This is a genomic window from Pseudomonas sp. S12(2018) (assembly GCF_024355235.1).
GTDB lineage: Bacteria > Pseudomonadota > Gammaproteobacteria > Pseudomonadales > Pseudomonadaceae > Aquipseudomonas > Aquipseudomonas palmensis.
Map to the genome: position 1 here is coordinate 446,398 of NZ_QLAD01000003.1, position 17,587 is coordinate 463,984.

At 61.1% G+C, this 17,587-nt stretch carries 19 protein-coding genes and 1 tRNA gene; 7 read left to right on the forward strand and 13 right to left on the reverse strand.

All coding sequences use genetic code 11. The features are described 5' to 3' along the window. Positions 1-13: 13 nt before the first annotated feature. Both serS and cysG read left to right on the forward strand, forming a co-directional pair. The gene (gene serS, locus DN388_RS09185) at positions 14-1,294 is read left to right on the forward strand and encodes a serine--tRNA ligase (protein WP_043860845.1); all 1,281 of its coding nucleotides are present in this window, start codon (positions 14-16) and stop codon (positions 1,292-1,294) included. Further along, positions 1,295-2,680, forward strand: coding sequence for a siroheme synthase CysG (gene cysG, locus DN388_RS09190; protein ID WP_043860844.1), 1,386 nt, complete (start codon positions 1,295-1,297; stop codon positions 2,678-2,680). 92 nt (positions 2,681-2,772) lie between these two features. On the opposite strand, the gene DN388_RS09195 is transcribed toward cysG, so the two are convergent. The 8 genes from DN388_RS09195 to DN388_RS09230 form a co-directional block, all read right to left on the reverse strand. Then, on the reverse strand, positions 2,773-3,741 hold the full coding sequence (locus DN388_RS09195) for a glutathione S-transferase family protein (protein ID WP_054915098.1): 969 nt from the start codon (positions 3,739-3,741) through the stop codon (positions 2,773-2,775). A 108-nt stretch (positions 3,742-3,849) separates the two neighbouring features. Continuing rightward, entirely contained in the window at positions 3,850-4,845 is a 996-nt protein-coding gene (locus DN388_RS09200) for a glycosyl transferase family protein (RefSeq protein ID WP_078480769.1), read from the reverse strand. Beyond that, entirely contained in the window at positions 4,842-5,177 is a 336-nt protein-coding gene (locus DN388_RS09205; protein WP_043860841.1) for a TusE/DsrC/DsvC family sulfur relay protein, read from the reverse strand. The genes DN388_RS09200 and DN388_RS09205 overlap by 4 nt, the downstream gene beginning before the upstream one ends. After that, complete coding sequence (gene tusB / locus DN388_RS09210) at positions 5,174-5,470, reverse strand: sulfurtransferase complex subunit TusB (RefSeq protein WP_043860840.1); 297 nt, start codon at positions 5,468-5,470, stop codon at positions 5,174-5,176. Before tusB ends, DN388_RS09205 begins: the two co-directional genes overlap by 4 nt. Continuing rightward, positions 5,470-5,829, reverse strand: a complete 360-nt coding sequence (gene tusC, locus DN388_RS09215) for a sulfurtransferase complex subunit TusC (RefSeq protein WP_043860839.1) — start codon at positions 5,827-5,829, stop codon at positions 5,470-5,472. Before tusC ends, tusB begins: the two co-directional genes overlap by 1 nt. Before the next feature lies 1 nt (position 5,830). Further along, positions 5,831-6,223, reverse strand: a complete 393-nt coding sequence (tusD, locus tag DN388_RS09220; protein ID WP_043860838.1) for a sulfurtransferase complex subunit TusD — start codon at positions 6,221-6,223, stop codon at positions 5,831-5,833. A gap of 93 nt (positions 6,224-6,316) precedes the next feature. Then, positions 6,317-7,687 (reverse strand): nucleobase:cation symporter-2 family protein, encoded by a 1,371-nt coding sequence (locus tag DN388_RS09225; protein WP_043860837.1) that lies wholly within the window; start codon positions 7,685-7,687, stop codon positions 6,317-6,319. Positions 7,688-7,904: 217 nt separating this feature from the next. Continuing rightward, the gene (locus DN388_RS09230; RefSeq protein WP_043860836.1) at positions 7,905-8,576 is read right to left on the reverse strand and encodes a Bax inhibitor-1/YccA family protein; all 672 of its coding nucleotides are present in this window, start codon (positions 8,574-8,576) and stop codon (positions 7,905-7,907) included. A 121-nt stretch (positions 8,577-8,697) separates the two neighbouring features. Here DN388_RS09230 and DN388_RS09235 point away from each other — a divergent pair. Continuing rightward, a tRNA-Ser gene (locus DN388_RS09235) sits at positions 8,698-8,785 on the forward strand. A 101-nt stretch (positions 8,786-8,886) separates the two neighbouring features. On the opposite strand, the gene DN388_RS09240 is transcribed toward DN388_RS09235, so the two are convergent. After that, a complete protein-coding gene (locus DN388_RS09240) occupies positions 8,887-9,117 on the reverse strand; it encodes a hypothetical protein (RefSeq protein WP_153002488.1) in 231 nt (76 codons plus the stop codon). A gap of 572 nt (positions 9,118-9,689) precedes the next feature. Here DN388_RS09240 and DN388_RS09245 point away from each other — a divergent pair. After that, positions 9,690-10,490 carry a class I SAM-dependent methyltransferase gene (locus tag DN388_RS09245; RefSeq protein ID WP_254998997.1) on the forward strand — a complete coding sequence of 267 codons (801 nt, stop codon included), beginning with the start codon at positions 9,690-9,692 and terminating at the stop codon, positions 10,488-10,490. An 863-nt stretch (positions 10,491-11,353) separates the two neighbouring features. Here the strand turns inward: DN388_RS09245 and DN388_RS09250 are convergent. From DN388_RS09250 to DN388_RS09265, 4 genes are all read right to left on the reverse strand, one after another. Next, entirely contained in the window at positions 11,354-11,653 is a 300-nt protein-coding gene (locus tag DN388_RS09250; RefSeq protein WP_043861032.1) for a hypothetical protein, read from the reverse strand. A gap of 299 nt (positions 11,654-11,952) precedes the next feature. Then, complete coding sequence (locus tag DN388_RS09255; protein ID WP_254999009.1) at positions 11,953-12,231, reverse strand: hypothetical protein; 279 nt, start codon at positions 12,229-12,231, stop codon at positions 11,953-11,955. Between the two features lie 207 nt (positions 12,232-12,438). Further along, positions 12,439-13,107 carry a GntR family transcriptional regulator gene (locus DN388_RS09260; protein ID WP_043861034.1) on the reverse strand — a complete coding sequence of 223 codons (669 nt, stop codon included), beginning with the start codon at positions 13,105-13,107 and terminating at the stop codon, positions 12,439-12,441. Positions 13,108-13,174: 67 nt separating this feature from the next. Continuing rightward, positions 13,175-13,909: an SDR family NAD(P)-dependent oxidoreductase gene (locus DN388_RS09265; protein WP_043861035.1), complete on the reverse strand. Its 735-nt coding sequence runs from the start codon at positions 13,907-13,909 to the stop codon at positions 13,175-13,177. Between the two features lie 185 nt (positions 13,910-14,094). On the opposite strand from DN388_RS09265, the gene DN388_RS09270 reads away from it, so the two are divergent. The 3 genes from DN388_RS09270 to DN388_RS09280 are packed head-to-tail and all read left to right on the forward strand — an operon-like array spanning position 14,095 to position 17,567. Then, positions 14,095-15,126, forward strand: coding sequence for an ABC transporter substrate-binding protein (locus tag DN388_RS09270; RefSeq protein ID WP_043861036.1), 1,032 nt, complete (start codon positions 14,095-14,097; stop codon positions 15,124-15,126). A 57-nt stretch (positions 15,127-15,183) separates the two neighbouring features. Beyond that, positions 15,184-16,251 (forward strand): phosphotransferase, encoded by a 1,068-nt coding sequence (locus tag DN388_RS09275; RefSeq protein WP_254999014.1) that lies wholly within the window; start codon positions 15,184-15,186, stop codon positions 16,249-16,251. Further along, positions 16,248-17,567, forward strand: coding sequence for an aspartate aminotransferase family protein (locus DN388_RS09280; protein ID WP_254999016.1), 1,320 nt, complete (start codon positions 16,248-16,250; stop codon positions 17,565-17,567). The genes DN388_RS09275 and DN388_RS09280 overlap by 4 nt, the downstream gene beginning before the upstream one ends. Positions 17,568-17,587: the final 20 nt, after the last annotated feature.

Below are 17,587 nucleotides of genomic sequence, written 5' to 3' on the forward strand. Positions count from 1 at the left end.
GCGAGAAAACGATATGCTCGATTCCCAACTGTTACGCGGCCAACTTCAGGAAGTGGCGGATCGCCTGGCTTCCCGTGGCTTCAGCCTGGATGTCGCGCGCATCGAAGCACTTGAAGAGCGCCGCAAGTCTGTGCAGACCCGCACCGAACAGCTGCAGGCCGAGCGTAACGCCCGTTCCAAATCCATCGGCCAGGCCAAGGCCAAGGGTGAGGACATTGCCCCGCTGATGGCCGACGTCGAGCGCATGGCCAACGAACTGGCTGCCGGCAAGGTAGAGCTGGAAGGTATCCGCGAAGAGCTGGACGCTATCCTGCTGACCATTCCCAACCTGCCGGACGCCAGCGTACCGGTGGGCGCCGATGAAGACGACAACGTCGAAGTGCGCCGCTGGGGCACCCCGCGCAGCTTCGATTTTGCGATCCAGGACCACGTCGCCCTGGGCGAGCGCAACGGCTACCTCGACTTCGAGACCGCAGCCAAGCTGTCGGGCGCGCGGTTTGCCCTGCTGCGCGGCCCGATCGCCCGTCTGCACCGTGCCCTGGCGCAGTTCATGATCAACCTGCACACCGCCGAGCATGGCTACGAGGAAGCCTACACCCCGTACCTGGTACAGGCCCCGGCGCTGCAAGGCACCGGCCAGCTGCCCAAGTTCGAGGAAGACCTGTTCAAGATCAGCCGCGAAGGCGAGGCCGACTTCTACCTGATCCCGACGGCCGAAGTGTCGCTGACCAACATCGTGGCCGGCGAAATCGTCGATGCCAAGCAACTGCCGATCAAGTTCGTCGCCCACACCCCGTGCTTTCGTAGCGAAGCCGGTGCGTCGGGTCGCGATACCCGCGGCATGATCCGCCAGCACCAGTTCGACAAGGTCGAGATGGTCCAGGTGGTCGAGCCGGGCAAGTCGATGGAAGCCCTCGAAGGCCTGACTGCCAACGCCGAGCGCGTGCTGCAACTGCTGGAGCTGCCTTACCGCGTACTGTCGCTGTGCACCGGCGACATGGGCTTCAGTGCCGTGAAGACCTACGACCTGGAAGTGTGGGTGCCGAGCCAGGACAAGTACCGCGAAATTTCCTCGTGCTCCAACTGCGGCGACTTCCAGGCGCGCCGCATGCAGGCCCGCTGGCGCAACCCGGAGACCGGCAAGCCGGAGCTGGTGCACACCCTCAACGGCTCGGGCCTGGCTGTAGGCCGTACACTGGTGGCAGTGCTGGAGAACTACCAGCAGGCTGATGGCAGCATCCGTGTACCGGACGTGCTCAAGCCTTACATGGGTGGCCTGGAGATCATCGGTTAAATGGAGTTCCTGCCGCTGTTCCACAACCTGCGGGGCAGCCAGGTGCTGGTCGTGGGTGGAGGCGAGATTGCCCTGCGCAAGTCTCGCCTGCTGGCCGATGCAGGTGCCGTGCTGCGGGTGGTTGCCCCTGAAATCGAGGGGCAACTGGCCGAACTGGCACGCTCCAGTGGCGGCCAGACCCTGGCCCGCGGCTATCACGAAAGCGACCTCGACGGTTGCCAGCTGATCATCGCCGCCACCGACGACCAGGCGCTCAACGCCCAGGTATCGGCCGATGCGCGCCAGCGCTGTGTGCCGGTCAACGTGGTGGATGCGCCGGCCTTGTGCACGGTGATCTTCCCGGCGATCGTCGACCGTTCGCCACTGGTGGTAGCGGTGTCCAGCGGCGGCGATGCGCCGGTGCTGGCACGCCTGATCCGCGCCAAGCTGGAAACCTGGATTCCTGCCGCCTATGGCGAACTGGCCGGCCTGGCCGCGCGCTTTCGCCATCGGGTCAAGGAGCTGTACCCCGACGTGAACCAGCGTCGTGGGTTCTGGGAAGACGTGTTCCAGGGCCCGATTGCCGAGCGCCAGCTGGCCGGGCAGGGCGCCGAAGCCGAACGCCTGCTGCAGGCCAAGGTGGACGGCGCGCTGCCGCAGACCTCGGGCGAGGTGTACCTGGTGGGGGCGGGGCCGGGTGATCCGGACTTGCTGACCTTCCGTGCGCTGCGCCTGATGCAGCAGGCCGATGTGGTGTTGTACGACCGCCTGGTGGCGCCCGCCATCATCGAGTTGTGCCGGCGCGACGCCGAGCGCATTTACGTGGGCAAGCGCCGTGCCGATCACAGTGTGCCGCAGGACCAGATCAACCAGCTGCTGGTGACCCTGGCCAAGCAAGGCAAGCGCGTGCTGCGCCTCAAGGGCGGCGATCCGTTCATCTTCGGCCGGGGTGGCGAGGAGATCGAAGAGCTGGCCGAGCATGGCATACCCTTCCAGGTGGTGCCGGGCATCACCGCGGCCAGCGGCTGTTCGGCGTATGCCGGCATCCCGCTGACCCACCGCGATTATGCCCAGTCGGTGCGCTTCGTGACCGGTCACCTCAAGGACGGTACCAGCAACCTGCCGTGGAATGACCTGGTGGCGCCTGCGCAGACCCTGGTGTTCTACATGGGGTTGGTGGGCTTGCCGACCATCTGTGCCGAGCTGATTCGTCACGGTCGTGCGGCTAGTACGCCGGCGGCGCTGGTGCAGCAGGGCACTACCACCAACCAGCGGGTGTTTACCGGCACCCTGGCCGACCTGCCGCAACTGGTGGCGGAGCATGAAGTGCATGCGCCGACGCTGGTGATCGTGGGCGAGGTGGTGCAGCTTCGCGAGAAGCTGGCGTGGTTCGAAGGGGCTCAGTAACAACAGCTTCGCCAGCAAGGCTGGCTCCTGCAGGTTCACGCGACCCACTGCAGGAGCCAGCCTTGCTGGCGAAGGGGCCCTTCAACCCCTGCTCAAAAACTGGTCTTGTCCCAAATCCCCCGGCCAACCAGCCGCTCCCGGTCATGTCGCGCCGCAAAGTCCTGCAATGGCCCCTTGGGCACGATCCCGTTCGGGTTGATGGTCTTGTGGCTCATGTAATAGTGATGCTGGATATGCTCCATGTTCACCGTCTCGGCCACCCCCGGCCACTGGTACAGCTCCCTCAGCCAGTTCGACAGGTTCGGATAATCGGCGATGCGCCGCAGGTTGCACTTGAAGTGCCCGTGATACACCGCATCGAACCGAATCAGCGTGGTGAACAGCCGCCAGTCAGCTTCGGTCAGGTATTCGCCGGCCAGGTAGCGCTGGTCGTTCAGTAGCTTTTCCAGTGCATCCAGCTCGGCAAACAGCTCGTCGAACGCCTGCTCGTAGGCTTTTTGCGTAGTCGCAAAGCCTGCGCGGTACACGCCGTTGTTCACGGCAGGGTAGATCCGCTCGTTCAGTGCATCGATGCTTGCGCGCAGCGGCTCGGGGTAAAGGTCCAGGCGATTGCTGGTCAGCCCGTCGAAGGCTGTGTTGAAGATACGGATGATCTCTGCCGACTCGTTGTTGACGATGCGTTGTTCCTGCTTGTCCCACAGCACCGGCACCGTGACCCGGCCGGTGTAATGCGGGTCGTCGCGGGTGTAGCGCTGATGCAGGAATTCAAGCTGGTCGAGCTTGTCGCCCGTCGAACCCAGGGCTGCGTCGAAGGTCCAGCCGTTCTCGCCCATCAGCCAGCTGACCACCGACACGTCGATCAGCTTGTCCAGGCCCTTGAGCGTGCGAAAGATCAGCGTGCGGTGCGCCCAGGGGCAGGCCAGCGACACATACAGGTGATAGCGCCCGGCGTCGGCTGCGGGCAGCTGATTGCGCCGCTGCGCGTTCTCGCGCTGGAAGGTGCCGTCTTTGCTGCTTTCATACCACTGGTCATGCCAGCGGCCGTCGATCAACAGGCCCATGGTGGTCTCCTTGGCGATTCGTTCAACTTGGAGCCCAGTGTACGGGTTCAAGTTCGAACCAATGGCGCAAAGCATCGGCCTGTTTGATCGAAAACCCCGATCAGTCGCCTAGCTCAGGCGTTGATCCCACCAGTGCTGCGCCTGTGTGAAGGCGTCCTCTCGGGTTTGCCCCAAGCCGCGTAGCGCCAGCGCCATGCTCGATACAAGAGCCAGTTCACCGTAGCTGTTGCGGGCCTCGCCGCGCCATACTGCCAGCAGGTGCTGCAGGTCGAGGCTGGCCGGCTTCACATGGCGCTGGGCCGACAGCTGCGGCCATTCTTCATCCCAGTCTTGGCCATGGGCAGTGCCGTACAGGTGGCTGGTGGCATCCGGATTGATCTCGATTTCACCGCCGTCACCCTTGACCACAATCGCCGTATCGCCCAGCAGCCGACTGGCTTCGCGGTGTACGGCCTGGTAGCCGGGGTGGAAGATACTCTGCAGGCCGCACCGCGCCCCCAGCGGGTTGAGCACCCGTGCCAGGGAGTGAATGGGCGAGCGCAGCCCCAGGGTGTTGCGCAGGTCGATCATGTGCTGCAGGCGCGGCGCCCAGTCCTGCAGGGGGATGAACGCGATGCAGTGCTCGTCCAGGGCACTGGCGACGCTGGCCCAGTCGCGGCACAGCGGGATCTGCACCTGTTCCAGCACCTGTTCGGTATACAGGCGCCCGGCGGTGTGAGCGCCGCCGCCGTGCAGCAGGATGCGCACACCGTTTTTCGCAAGGCACTTGGCCGCCAGCAGAAACCACGGCAGGTGGCGCTTCTTGCCCGCATAGCTCGGCCAGTCCAGGTCGACCGCGATGGGCGGTGCCTGTACACGCTGGCGCACGGCTTCGGTGAAGCCGGCCAGCTCCTCGGGGCTCTCCTCCTTGTGACGCAGCAGCATCAGGAAGGCGCCCAGCTGCGTCTGCTCGACCTTGCCGTCCAGCAGCATGCCCATGGCCTCGCGGGCTTCTTCCCGGGTCAGGCCGCGGGCGCCGCGTTTGCCTTTGCCCAAAATGCGCACGAACTGAGCGAAGGGGTGTTCGGCGGGCGTTTCGAGGGTGAGCGGGGTAGGGGCAGTCATATGCAGTTGGTCGGCTTTGGCAGGCCCGCGAGCTTCGCGGCAAGTTTGGCGGGGGTGCCGTTGAACAGGCGGTTCAGGTGCAGGCTGTTGCCTTTGTCCGGGCCCAGCTTCAAGGCGGTGTACTTGATCAGCGGGCGCGTGGCCGGCGACAGCTCGAACTCCTGGTAGAACTGGCGCAGCAGCTCCAGTACCTCCCAGTGTTCGGGAGTCAGTTCCAGGCCTTCGCGCTCGGCCAGGGCTTGTGCCACGGGCTTTGACCAGTCCTTCAGGTCGACCAGGAAGCCGTCCTTGTCCAGGGCAATGTCGCGGTTGTCGAGGCTCAGGGTGCTCATAGCCAGCTGTTGACCTTGTCGTGGTCCAGCGACAGCTGCACGAACGCCGGGTAGTCGATGGCCCGGGCCGCGTCGCTGGAGATACCGCGAGCTTGCAGGTCTTCTTCCAGCGCAAACAGCCTTGCGCCCAGGTTGGCTTGTTGCAGCGCCTTCAGCGGCTCGCTGCCGGGCTGCAGCGCGTACACCGCGTCGCCGCACAGCAGCAGGCCGTCGTTGCTGCCCAGCAGGCGCAGACAACTGCTCAGGCGATTATCGCCGAAGGGCGAGTGGGAAATGACGTGCAGGGTGCTCATCAGAGGGTTACCACCTGGTCAAAACGGTCGATCAGGGCTGCCAGTGCAGCGTCGTCGAGTACCTCGACGTCCAGTGTCAGGTGTTCAGCGTCCAGGCCGCGCTCGAGCAGGCTGCGGGCGTCGGCGAACAGGGCCTCCACGCCGAACATCGGCAGCGCCTGGAGGTTGGCCGCCAGGTTCTTCTGTTGCAGCTGTGCCGGTTGCTGTGCAGGTGCCAGCTGAAACACGCCGTCATCCAGAAACAGCATGCCCAGCGGCAAGTCGAAGGCGCCGCCGGCCAGGGCGATATCCAGTGCCTCGCGGGCCGACGGGCCGGCCCAGGGGGCCTGGCGGCTGATAATCAGCAATGACTTGGCCATTTCAGTCGCCTCCAAAGCAGACCAGGCGGTCGGCGGTTTGTGCAGCCTCGTGCAACTGACCCAGGCCCGACAGCTCCCACGGCGCGGGCAGGTTCACGGCAGGGCGCTGATAACGCTGGGCTTCTTCGGCGTTCAACACGCCACGGCGCAGGGCGGCGGCGATGCACACCACCGCATCGAGCTGGTGCTCGGTGACGAAGGCACGCCATTGCGCCGGCACGTCCAGCTCATCCTGCGGCGCGACCACGTTGGCCGAGGCGCTGTGCACGCCATCCTGATAGAAAAACAGCCGCACGATCTCGTGCCCGCTGGCCAGGGCAGCCTGGGCGAACAGCAGTGCACGGCGCGAGGAGGGCGCATGGCCGGGGGAAAATACCGCGAGGGCGAACTTCATGGCAGGCTCTGTCAGCAAAACTGCGCCCATGATAAAGCAAAAAGCCCGCGCCTTGTGGGCGCGGGCCTGGTTGGGGCAGCTTGGCAAGCGGCCTCAGTTCTGCGCTTTGGACTCGGGCAGGAACCAGTTCAGCACCAGCGCACAGATGCCGCCGGTTGCCACGCCAGACTCCAGCACATTGCGCAGTGCCGATGGCATGTGCGCCAGGAATTCCGGCACCTGCGCCACGCCCAGGCCCAGCGCCAGGGACACCGCGATGATCAGCAGGGCGCGACGGTCCAGGCTGATGCTGGCCAGAATGTTGATACCCGAGGCCGCTACGGCACCGAACATCACCATCGCAGCGCCACCCAGCACCGGCTCCGGCACCGCCTGGATCACCCCGGCCACGCTTGGGAACAGCCCCAGAATCACCAGCATTGCGGCAATCCAGATACCGATATGGCGGCTGGCGATACCGGTCAGCTGGATCACGCCGTTGTTCTGCGCGAACACCGAGCTGGGGAAGGTGTTGAATACACCGGCCAGCAGCGAGTTGGCGCCGTTGACCAGCACGCCGCCCTTAATGCGTTGCATCCACAGCGGGCCTTCGACCGGCTGACGCGACACCTTGCTGGTGGCGGTAACGTCGCCGATGGCTTCCAGCGAAGTCACCAGGTAGATCACCAGCATCGGAATGAACAGCGCCCAGGAGAAACTCAGGCCGAAGTGCAATGGCACCGGCACCTGGAATACGGCGGCTTCATGCATGCCGGTGAAGTCCAGGCGGCCCAGGTAGCCGGCCAGTGCGTAGCCGACGGCCAGCGCGATCACGATCGCGCAACTGCGCATCCACACCACCGGGATGCGGTTGAGTACCACGATGATGGCCAGCACCACGCCGGACAGCAGCAGGTTTTCGCCGTTGGCGAAGGTACCGTTGGCCATGGCGCCGAAACCGCCGCCCATGCTGATCAGGCCCACCTTGATCAGCGTGAGGCCGATCATCAGCACTACTATGCCGGTGACCAGGGGGGTGATCAGGCGCTTCACGAACGGCAGGATGCGCGAAATGCCCATCTCAACGAACGAGCCGGCAATCACCACACCAAAGATCGCCGCCATCACGCCTTCTACGGGCGTACCTTGCTTGACCATCAGCGCGCCGCCGGCGATCAGCGGGCCAACGAAGTTGAAGCTGGTGCCTTGCACGATCAACAGCCCGGCGCCGAAGGGCCCGAAGCGTCGGCATTGCACGAAGGTGGCGATCCCGGAGATCACCAGCGACATCGACACGATCAGGTTGGTATCGCGGGCCGATACGCCGAGTGCCTGGCAGATCAGCAGGCCGGGGGTAACGATAGGCACGATGATCGCCAGCAGGTGCTGCAGGGCAGCGAGCAGGGCGATCAGCGGCCGGGGCCGGTCTTCCAGGCCTAGAACCAGTTCATTGGCCTGTTCGGGCGCTTGTTCGAGTGAGCTCATGGGTGTTGCTGCCCCGGGCAGAAAAAAGGAGCGCATTCTACGGCGCGCGCGGGGATTGGGGTAGCCCAGTTTGCCAGCATTATCTGGCGCTACAGCCCGCAGGGCGTAGGAGTCGACCTTGCCAGTGAACGAGCGTGAAGACAGCGCCCCTGAAACGCCACCCACAAAAAAGCCCGCCGAAGCGGGCTTTTTCAACACTCAACCAAACAAGCTCGGATCAGTCATCCCGACCCATCAGCCCGAACAGTTGCAGCAGGCTGACGAACAGGTTGTAGATCGATACATACAGGCTGATGGTCGCCATGATGTAGTTACGCTCACCACCGTGGATGATCGCGCTGGTCTGGAACAGGATGCACACCGACGAGAACAGCACGAAACCTGCGCTGATCGCCAGTTGCAGGCCGCTGATCTGGAAGAAGAAGCTTGCCAGCACAGCGCCCAGCAGCACGAAGAAGCCTGCGGTGATGAAGCCGCCCAGGAAGCTCATGTCCTTGCGGGTGATCAGCACGTAGGCCGACAGACCACCGAACACCAGTGCGGTCATGGCGAATGCCGAGCTGACCACTTCAGCGCCGCCGGCCATGCCCAGGTAGCGGTTGAGGATAGGGCCGAGCAGGAAGCCCATGAAACCGGTCAGCGCGAAGGTGGACACCAGGCCCCATACCGAGTCACGCAGCTTGTTGGTGAGGAAGAACAAGCCGTAGAAGCCGATCAGCACCACGAAAATGTTCGGGTAGCCGACGCGCATCTGTTGGGCCACATAGGCCATGACACCACTGAAAGCGAGGGTGATGGCCAGCAGGCCATAGGTGTTGCGCAGGACGCGGCTGACCTCTTGCTGTTCGACCTGCAGGCCGTGGTTGACGGCGTAATCCTGTTCGCGCATGGCGACACTCCTGTGGGTTTGAAACGTTCAGATGCAAAGATCATAACAGAGGCACGCAGACCAGCCACCTAGAGAGTTTGACAGCTTGTTTCATTTCGGTATTATGGCGCCCGCAATACGAGGAAGCGTGGCCGAGTGGTTTAAGGCAACGGTCTTGAAAACCGTCGATGGGCAACTATCCTAGAGTTCGAATCTCTACGCTTCCGCCACTTCTAAAGCCCTGATTATTCAGGGCTTTTTGCGTTTCTGAGGGTAGGGAAAAAGGCCTTGGAAACACACTTGGGAATTCTTTTCTTTCGCATTGTCCCCCCTATTGTTCATTCTGAGCCAGGATGATGCTGATCATGGCCACTAAACTGCGCTCTACTCCGTCAACCTCAAGCAGTGCCCGCAGCTTTTTGTGTGTCTTCTGCTGCTTCACGCCCAGGGCAACGCCCTCGATGTAGTTCCTCCTCAGCACCCGCACGTCCGCAGGACGCTGTCCTGTCAGATACGCCAGATCCATGGACAGCATGGCTTGAAGCGTTATACCCAGTTTCATTCGGGCGTACTGGCTGCCAACCAATAGTCATCTGCCGCAGCGTTCGGTGAAGTGCCAATGGAGCTCTTCAAGCTAGCCGCGCTGGTAGCTACTGGCCTTCTAGCCGGTCAGCTCAGACAGCTCGTTGTCAGTATTTCGATTTACGTGGGATAAGCCCCACGCCGCAAATGGTGGCGGAGGCGGGGAGGAGGTAGTCGCAGCTGGAGCTCGAACCGCCATCACTTGAGCTGGATGAGGTGCAGTTGGCGCTGGAGTAACCGCTGTGTGCGTATGATCTCGTAGCTGCCGACCTGGTTTCTATCTAGAGTCCACCTTGTATCCGAAATGTGATACTTGCATGAATCGGCTTGGGCAGTTATGTTCAAAAGTCTTCATTGAATTAATCTTGCATCGAGATTCTCCCGAAATGAATAATTAATGCGTATTTGCTTTTTTCGGATTTGCCAAAAGTCAAAGCACGTAATTGTTTGAGTTGATATGGCCTGTTACCTTGAATTGATCGATGGTGACGGCTAATAAAGCCTTCTTGCTTTACTGTTTGGCGTTGTTCTCTTCTGTAGGGATAAGTAACGATGACTGCCCGATTCTCCTCAAAAGATGTTTATGATCATAATCAGAATGTCTGGAACCGACTTGCTCGCGAAGGTTGTGATTGGTCGAAGCCAGTTTCTGCCGAAGTTATTCAGGCTGCTCAAAGAGGGGAGTGGAAAATACAACTTATCCCTGCAGAGCTCCCGACAGCGTGGCTTAACGATGTGCAAGGGAAGCGCATTTTGTGCCTAGCTGCTTCCGGAGGGCAGCAAGCCCCCGTGTTGGCGGCTGCGGGGGCTGAAGTGGTTGTGATGGATGCCTCTCGCGATCAGCTGGCATTGGATGATATGGTTGCAAAGCGAGACGATCTTTCTCTACGCACGGTCTTGGGAGATATGCAGGACTTGTCTGAATTTGATGATGAGTCATTTGACCTGATTTTTCATCCGATCTCGAATCTGTATGTGCCCGATATTCGTAAAGTATGGGCTGAATGTTATCGCGTACTCGGTAAGGGAGGAAAGTTGCTCAGCAGCTTTTACAATCCGGTAGTATTCATTTTCGACCGCTCTACTGACCTGGCTAAAAGCGGTTTGATGAAACCGCGCTTCACACTGCCTTACGCAGACATAACCGATCTGAATGCTGACGAAATTGAGGGTAAGATAGCGAGAGGTGAGGCATTCGTATTTGGTCACACGTTAGCGGAGCAAATAAGCGGGCAGCTGGAGGCGGGCTTGCTGCTAACAGGCTTCGAAGAAGCTTTTCAGCCGGTGCCCCGATTTCTGATCGACAACTACATGCCAACATTCATCGCAACGTGTTCCGTCAAGCCGGGGTAGCTTTTGTCTGGCCCCGCTAAAAGTGCGGAGCCAGCAACATCCGGTCTTTGCAATGACATTCGATACGTTCAAATCTCTCTGGCCACGCCCTTGGCCCTGATACCGAGGTCGTGGCACCTGCCTGTCTTCCGCAAGCTCCATGAGCTGCTCAGCGCACAGCGGTGCGTCGAGCATCTGGCGCGAGGCGGAATCATTGAATAGGGGTGATATGCTTTGCCGCTGACCAGACAGGGAGCGTGGCAATGGGGTGGAGAAGCAAGCTGGTAGCGCTCAGGCAGAGGTTCACGCGTCGGCAGCGGTTAGTTGTTGGTGGCGGCGTGTTTGTGGTCGCCCAAGTGGGCTCTTTCTCGTACCCGAGCCAATACTGGCTGTACCTGGTGATCTTCGGGGTTATCGTCCTGAGCAGCGCCTGGTCACCCGAACTGCACCGGAAGCGTTGATGCTCTGACGGGCAGCGTCGTCATTGAAGCACTCGCCAGCTCTTGGTAGGCCCGCTAATTGGTCTGGCTACGAGTGCCAGCCCGCCCGCACCGAACATCGCTGTCGGATGCTGGCCTCACTGTAAGCGATGACCCGGCGCACAACCAGTAGTGCTGCCTGGTAGATAGGCACTATTTTTCTCTCTAAAAAAAGTTGGCCGCGCAAAAGAATCGGGCTGTTTCGTGCACTATTTTTTCAAGGCGCTCAGGTGCGTGACGAGTGAACGACGATTGGCGGGTGGGCTGATCAGGGCATAAAAAGAAAAACTTGCGAGCAGGCCATGGCGGCCTGCTGCAATAACAGTCAGGAGTAGCGAGTGCAATAGTGTTTTTTACTTTACAGCTTTTCTGGAGGGCTACTCTTTTTGCGGTGCTTTCTGGCTTTTAAGATGCACTCCGGCAGCTTTCGCAGCGCCATCCCTTGTAACTTTCTGCTTTTTCAAGCGCTGCAACCAAATCACGACCGGCTATCGTGTTTTGGCAGTTGTTGTGTTTTTCGTTTGGTTTTCTCATCCCCTCGCATTGTTTCTTCAGGAAGGGGCTCACCACCGCCTGCTGCCTTGACGTAAGCGCTCTGAACCCCTTGTCTACGGCGAGCTGGGCGTAGCTTTGTACGCTCGGCTTTTCACCTTGGAATGCGTTCTGCGCGATAAGGGCCGAGAAAATCTCTCGCTCGATAGTCATTCGTTAATCCTTTATTCAACCAACAAGTTTGCTCATGTTTTTATTATTCTGAGCAATGCGAAAGCGTACGTTACCATCGGGTGAGGTTTTATTGAACTGGGTTTCCATCCAGCTATAAAAACGCACGGCTTCACATTTTTTGGTCAATAAAGGTTGGGTTCCTGGTATTTAAAATATTTCAATAGGTCATTGTTACAATTTATTTCTTGTTCAAAAAAAGTTTCGCTCTCACTTTAATGGGGTCGTGCACCGTGTAAGTTTCCTGCCTTTTCCGCTAAGTTTTACGGTGACGACACGCCTTATGAGTTTTTATGAAGTTCCGCGATTTCCTGTGCCGGGCTGCCACTGAGTGCGCAGCTCGTGGGGAACACCCGCCCTGCCGATTTCAGTTGCAGGTCGTGCAGGTCCTTCGTCAGCCCCTGGTTCATCGCCACAAGCTTGGCAATGTTCCTGCGCGCCTTGCCCAGCTCTCGGGTCAGGTATTCGGCCTCATTCGTAATGAGCACCACCTGGTGCTTCCACATCTCCAGCTCAGTGGGCGCTCCGAAGCCGTCAAAGTCTTCAATGTCTTGGGTCATTTCCGTCACCATATGGATACTGTTTGCATATACAGTAATCCAGTCGAGCGAGCGCGGCGAGCCGAGGCGACGAATTGCACGGGGAGGGGGATTTTTTCGGTCGGCAGGACGCCGGAACAGGGGTGAGAATCGGTTTCAGAGCGCCAGCGGCGCCACTTGCAGCATGCGGCCTGTCGCATGCCGAGTTATCGCCAGCACCACGCCCCTTCAGTCATGCTCCATCTGAACATACTCCAGCATCTTCTGGCTCCCATCCAGAATGTCACTGCAGATCGCCAGGCGAGCCGCCGCACCATCGCGCTGCTTCAACGCCTCCAGCACATCCCAGTGATGATCAATCGCCATGCGCTCGTTGAACCCGCCGTAGGCACGGGCAATCAGCGGCCCGGTACGCATCCACAAACCATCCAGCAGGCTGACCAGCACCGGCATATCGGCGATTTCCGCCAACCTGAAGTGAAACTCGTGGTTGAAGGTCAGCGCGGACCTCAAGTCATTGTCCTTGATCGCCACCAGGTTGTTCTGAATGCAGGTTTGCAGCCGCGCCACTTGCTCCTCGGTCGCCAGCGATGCAGCTGTTTCGGCCGCCAACCCCTCGAGCGAGAGCCGGATGCTCCTGATCTCCAGGTACTGCTTGGAAGTCAGTACCGGCACACGAATGTCCCGCGGTGTCTTCAGAACCAGCGCCTGCTCCTTTGCCAGTTGAAGAATCGCGTCCCGCACTGGTGTGACACTCGTACCCAGCTGTTCGGCAAGGTCGCGTATGCGCAGCCGGTCGTTAGGCTGGAAGCGCCCTGTAATGAGGGCTTCGCGCAGCAGGCCATAGATACCGCTGCCAAGGTAGGAGTGTTTCAGGTGCTCAATCGGATAATTCATCGCGTACTCGTGTGCGGCGCAGGCCCGGCGGGAGAGGGGAGGCTACCGGCAGCGATTATCGAGTAACTCAAACATGTTGCCCACCGTTTACATGGATTTCTGCGCCATTGACGTACGAAGCGCCCTGCGTGCAGAGAAAATGCACCAACGCCGCGACCTCCTCGGGTTTGCCCATGCGTTTCATCGGGATCGATCGCTCCACGATCAGCTCGGTGCCAGCGGACAGGATGGAGGTGTCGATCTCCCCCGGGGCGATCGCGTTCACCCGAACCCCATAGGGCCCGAAGTCATGCGCCATCTCGCGCGTCAGCGCCGACAGCGCCGCTTTGGAGCAGGCATACGCCACCCCTGCGAACGGGTGCACCCGCGAACCGGCAATGGAGGTGACGTTGATCACCGAGCCCTTTGCCGCCTTGAGCTCCTCGAACAACCCCCGCGCCAGCAGGGCCGTCGAGAAGATGTTCACGTTGAACACGTTCAGCCAGGTCGAGTAGTCGGACTCCAGCACCCCCAGTCGCTCCCCATCCGGGCCTTTGGGTGAAACGCCGGCGTTGTTGACCAACGCATCCAGCCGCCCCCCGAGTTTTTCCCGGATTTCCGGAAGCCTGCGCTGTATGTCCTCCACGCTCCCCAGGTCGAGGTGAATGTGGTTGGCGATGCCTTCGGCCCAGGGGCAGCCTTCGCCCAGGTCCTGCCTCGAGGCGGTAAACACGCGCCAACCCGCAGCACTGAAATGTTTCACGGTGGCGTGGCCAATGCCCCGGCTGGCACCGGTGAGAAGCAGCGTACGTTGATCGGTCATGGCGGGTTCCCTGTTCATTGGTGAGGGCAAGTGTAGCGTAAAATATGATGCATCATATTTATTATGTGTTTTAATGCGTCCCGTCCCCACCGGGGAAGCGTCACGTTCGATCGATTGCTGCCACTACAAGAAAACTGCCATCCCTTTAAAGCTGCCCACGACCCGTAGCTGACCTGGAGAGACGCATGAATAAGAAAATCGCAGCTGTACTATTGCTCGCAACCATCGCAAGCCCGCTGTATGCCGCTGAAAAGCTGACCGTGGTGTCCTTCGGCGGCAACAACCGCCAGGCGCAGGAGAAGGCGTTCTACAAACCCTTCACCGCCCAGACCGGCGTGGCCATCACCGCCGACGACTACAACGGCGAAATGGCCAAGATCAAGGTGATGGCCGACACCGGCAAAACCAGCTGGGATGTGGTGGAGGTCGAATCGCCCGAGCTCATCCGTGGTTGCAGCGAAGGGGTGTTCGAACCGCTGGACTGGAGCCGGATAGGCAACAAGGAAGACTTCATTCCTGCGGCCGTCAGCGACTGTGGTGTCGGCATCTTCATCTGGTCCACCGTGCTGACCTACGACCCCAACAAACTCGCCTCCAGCCCGCAAGGCTGGGCCGACTTCTGGGACCTGAAGAAGTACCCCGGCAAGCGCGGCCTGCGCCGCGGCGCGAAGTTCACGCTGGAGTTCGCGCTGCTCGCCGATGGGGTAGACAACAAGGACCTCTACACGCTGCTGGGTACTGAAGAGGGTGTCAAACGTGCGTTCAAGAAGCTCGATGAAATCAAGTCCAGCATCCAGTGGTGGGACTCCGGCGCGCAGCCGCTGCAATGGCTGATCGCCGGTGACGTGGTCATGACCTCCGCCTACAACGGCCGTGTCACCTCTGCCCAGGAGGAAGGCCAGTCGTTCGCGATGCAATGGAATGGCAGCCTCTACGACCTCGATCACTGGGCCATCGTGAAAGGGGCGCCGAAAAAGGAACTGGCCGAGCGCTTCATCGCGTTCGCCAGCGAGCCCATGCAACAGAAGAACTTCGTCGAGGCCATCCCCTACGGGCCCAGCAACACCGGCGCGATGGACCTGCTGGACAAGCGCGTGGGCGAAAAACTGCCCACCGCCCCGCAAAACCTGAAAAACGCCCGTGCCACCGACGCCGAGTTCTGGATCGACCACGGTGAGGACCTGGAGGAACGCTTCAACGCCTGGGTCAACAAGTGATGCATGGCGCCCCTGAAACCGGGGGCGCCATTCAAAGGCCGTATAAGGATACGAGTCATGCCCCTTGAAAATCTGGCTGTCGATGACAGCCTGCTCGAAGCTGCTCCGGCACGGGTCACCGATGCGCAGGCGTGTGCAGTGCTGCGCCAGCAATTTGGTTTGAGCGGTACGCTCGAAAAACTGGGCGGCGAGCGCGACCTCAATTTCCGCGTGATGCTTCAAGACGGCTCATCCCGGTTGTTCAAGCTCTCCCACCCGCTTGAAAACCCCGATGTGGTCGACTTCCACAACCAGGCGATGCGAAGAATCGAGCTTCGCGATCCTGGGCTTGCGGTTCAGCGCGTGCACCCCTCGCTTGAGGGCCAGTACGCCACCTTCGTCGAGATCGACGGGCAACGCATGCTGGCGCGGCTGCTGTCCTTCGAAGATGGCATGCCCCTTCACTGCGTGAGTCACCCCACACCGACGTTTCGCCGGGTCATCGGGCAGTCCATCGCCCGGCTTGACGTGGCGCTGCAAGGGTTTGCCCACCCCGCCGCCGGGCATGCGCTGCTGTGGGACATGCAGCACGCCGCGCACCTTCGACCGCTGCTGGTACACATCGAACCCGGCCCCGGACGAAGCCTGGTGCAGCGCAGCCTCGAGCAGTATGCGTCGGTGGTGGTGCCAAGCATCCCCGGGCTGCGCAAGCAGGTCATTCACAATGACACCAACCCGCACAACATCATCGTGGATGCCCACAACCCCGATGTGCTGCGCAGCATCCTCGATTTCGGTGACATGGTGCATGCGCCCCTGGTCAACGAGGTCGCGGTTGCCGCTTCCTACCACCTTGGGCAGGTAGGCGATGTACTGGAGCCGGCCCTGGATGTGATTGTCGGCTACCACCAGTGCAACCCCCTGAACCAGCAGGAGCTGGCGCTGCTGCCCGAGCTGCTGGCCACGCGCCTGGCGTTGGCCCTGTGCATCAACTCCTGGCGCGCCGAACTGCATCCGGACAATCGCCAGTACATCCTTCGAAACACCCAGCGTGCCTGGGCAAACCTGAAGGCACTGTCGGCGCTGCCTCGCGCTGAAACAGAAGACCGAATTGCTTCGGCCTGCCTGCGAGCAAATCGAGCATGAGCATGATCAACAGCTTCACGTCAGCCGACGCCACCCGGCTTTCGGAATCGCAGCGCTGCCTGATCGAGCGCCGCGAGCGGTTACTGGGCCCGGCATACCGCCTGTTCTACGAGCGACCGCTGCACACCGTTCGAGGGGAGGGCGTATGGCTCTTCGACGAGCACGGCCGTCGCTATCTGGACGCCTACAACAACGTTGCCTCCATCGGTCACTGCCATCCCCGGGTGGTCGAGGCGATGCATCGGCAGTCGCAGGTGCTGAACACGCACACCCGTTACCTGCAGGAGGGCATTCTCGACTATGCCGAGCAGTTGCTGGGTACCTTCACCGATGACCTGGATCGCGTCATGTTCACCTGCTCCGGGAGCGAGGCGAATGATCTGGCGCTGCGCATCGCCAGGCACTGCACCGGTGGCACCGGCGTCATCATCACCCGGTTCGCCTACCACGGCGTCACCGCAGACATCGCCGAGCTTTCACCATCGCTTGGCAGCGCCATGGTGCTCCCGGCGCATGTGCGCACCGTTCGCGCACCTGACGCTTACCGTCTGGGGGCCGAAAACGTGGCGTCGATGTTTGCCGCAGACGTGCGCGCCGCAATCGATGACCTTAAGGCGCACGGCATCCGCCCGGCGGCAATCCTGCTGGATGGCATCTTCTCCAGCGACGGCGTGCTGCCCGGGCCGGCGGGCTGTATCGCCGAGGGTGTGGCGCTGGCCCAGGCCGAAGGCCTGCTGTACATCGCCGATGAGGTACAGCCGGGTTTTGCGCGTACCGGCCTTAACATGTGGGGGTTTACCAGGCACAACGTGCGCCCGGACCTCGTCACCCTCGGCAAGCCCATGGGCAATGGCCAGCCCATTGCCGGCATCGTCGGGCGCTCCCAGGTGGTCGATCACTTCGGCAGGAGCATGCGCTACTTCAATACCTTTGGCGGCAACCCGGTCTCGTGTGCGGCAGGTCAGGCGGTGCTGGACGTCATCCGCGAAGAACACCTGCAGCAGAGGGCCCATCACATTGGCAGCTACCTGCTGGACGGCCTGACACGGCTTGCCCAGCGCCATGAAATGATCGGCGACGTCAGGGGGGCCGGCATGTTCCTTGGGGTTGAGCTGGTCACCGACCGCGCCACCAGGGCACCCGCAGCCAGGCAGGCCCGCCAGGTGGTCAACGCGATGCGCGAGCAGGGCGTGCTGATCAGCGCCGCCGGTCCGCACCAGAACGTGCTCAAAATCCGTCCGCTGCTGGCGTTTACCGAAGAGCATGCGCAGATGCTTGTGGAAGCGGTCGATACCGCGATGCAAGGGGCTTGTTGAGAAGGCCAGGCCCTTGTTCG

Coding starts and splice junctions, on each gene's coding strand:
- serS (WP_043860845.1), top strand. CDS start 14: ATGCTCGATTCCCAACTGTTACGCGGCCAACTTCAGGAAGTGGCGGAT.
- DN388_RS09250 (WP_043861032.1), bottom strand. CDS start 11,653: ATGACTATCGAGCGAGAGATTTTCTCGGCCCTTATCGCGCAGAACGCA.
- DN388_RS09240 (WP_153002488.1), bottom strand. CDS start 9,117: ATGAAACTGGGTATAACGCTTCAAGCCATGCTGTCCATGGATCTGGCG.
- DN388_RS09260 (WP_043861034.1), bottom strand. CDS start 13,107: ATGAATTATCCGATTGAGCACCTGAAACACTCCTACCTTGGCAGCGGT.
- DN388_RS09265 (WP_043861035.1), bottom strand. CDS start 13,909: ATGACCGATCAACGTACGCTGCTTCTCACCGGTGCCAGCCGGGGCATT.
- DN388_RS09245 (WP_254998997.1), top strand. CDS start 9,690: ATGACTGCCCGATTCTCCTCAAAAGATGTTTATGATCATAATCAGAAT.
- DN388_RS09255 (WP_254999009.1), bottom strand. CDS start 12,231: ATGACCCAAGACATTGAAGACTTTGACGGCTTCGGAGCGCCCACTGAG.
- tusC (WP_043860839.1), bottom strand. CDS start 5,829: ATGGCCAAGTCATTGCTGATTATCAGCCGCCAGGCCCCCTGGGCCGGC.
- DN388_RS09205 (WP_043860841.1), bottom strand. CDS start 5,177: ATGAGCACCCTGAGCCTCGACAACCGCGACATTGCCCTGGACAAGGAC.
- tusB (WP_043860840.1), bottom strand. CDS start 5,470: ATGAGCACCCTGCACGTCATTTCCCACTCGCCCTTCGGCGATAATCGC.
- DN388_RS09200 (WP_078480769.1), bottom strand. CDS start 4,845: ATGACTGCCCCTACCCCGCTCACCCTCGAAACGCCCGCCGAACACCCC.
- cysG (WP_043860844.1), top strand. CDS start 1,295: ATGGAGTTCCTGCCGCTGTTCCACAACCTGCGGGGCAGCCAGGTGCTG.
- DN388_RS09275 (WP_254999014.1), top strand. CDS start 15,184: ATGCCCCTTGAAAATCTGGCTGTCGATGACAGCCTGCTCGAAGCTGCT.
- DN388_RS09270 (WP_043861036.1), top strand. CDS start 14,095: ATGAATAAGAAAATCGCAGCTGTACTATTGCTCGCAACCATCGCAAGC.
- DN388_RS09195 (WP_054915098.1), bottom strand. CDS start 3,741: ATGGGCCTGTTGATCGACGGCCGCTGGCATGACCAGTGGTATGAAAGC.
- DN388_RS09230 (WP_043860836.1), bottom strand. CDS start 8,576: ATGCGCGAACAGGATTACGCCGTCAACCACGGCCTGCAGGTCGAACAG.
- DN388_RS09225 (WP_043860837.1), bottom strand. CDS start 7,687: ATGAGCTCACTCGAACAAGCGCCCGAACAGGCCAATGAACTGGTTCTA.
- DN388_RS09280 (WP_254999016.1), top strand. CDS start 16,248: ATGAGCATGATCAACAGCTTCACGTCAGCCGACGCCACCCGGCTTTCG.
- tusD (WP_043860838.1), bottom strand. CDS start 6,223: ATGAAGTTCGCCCTCGCGGTATTTTCCCCCGGCCATGCGCCCTCCTCG.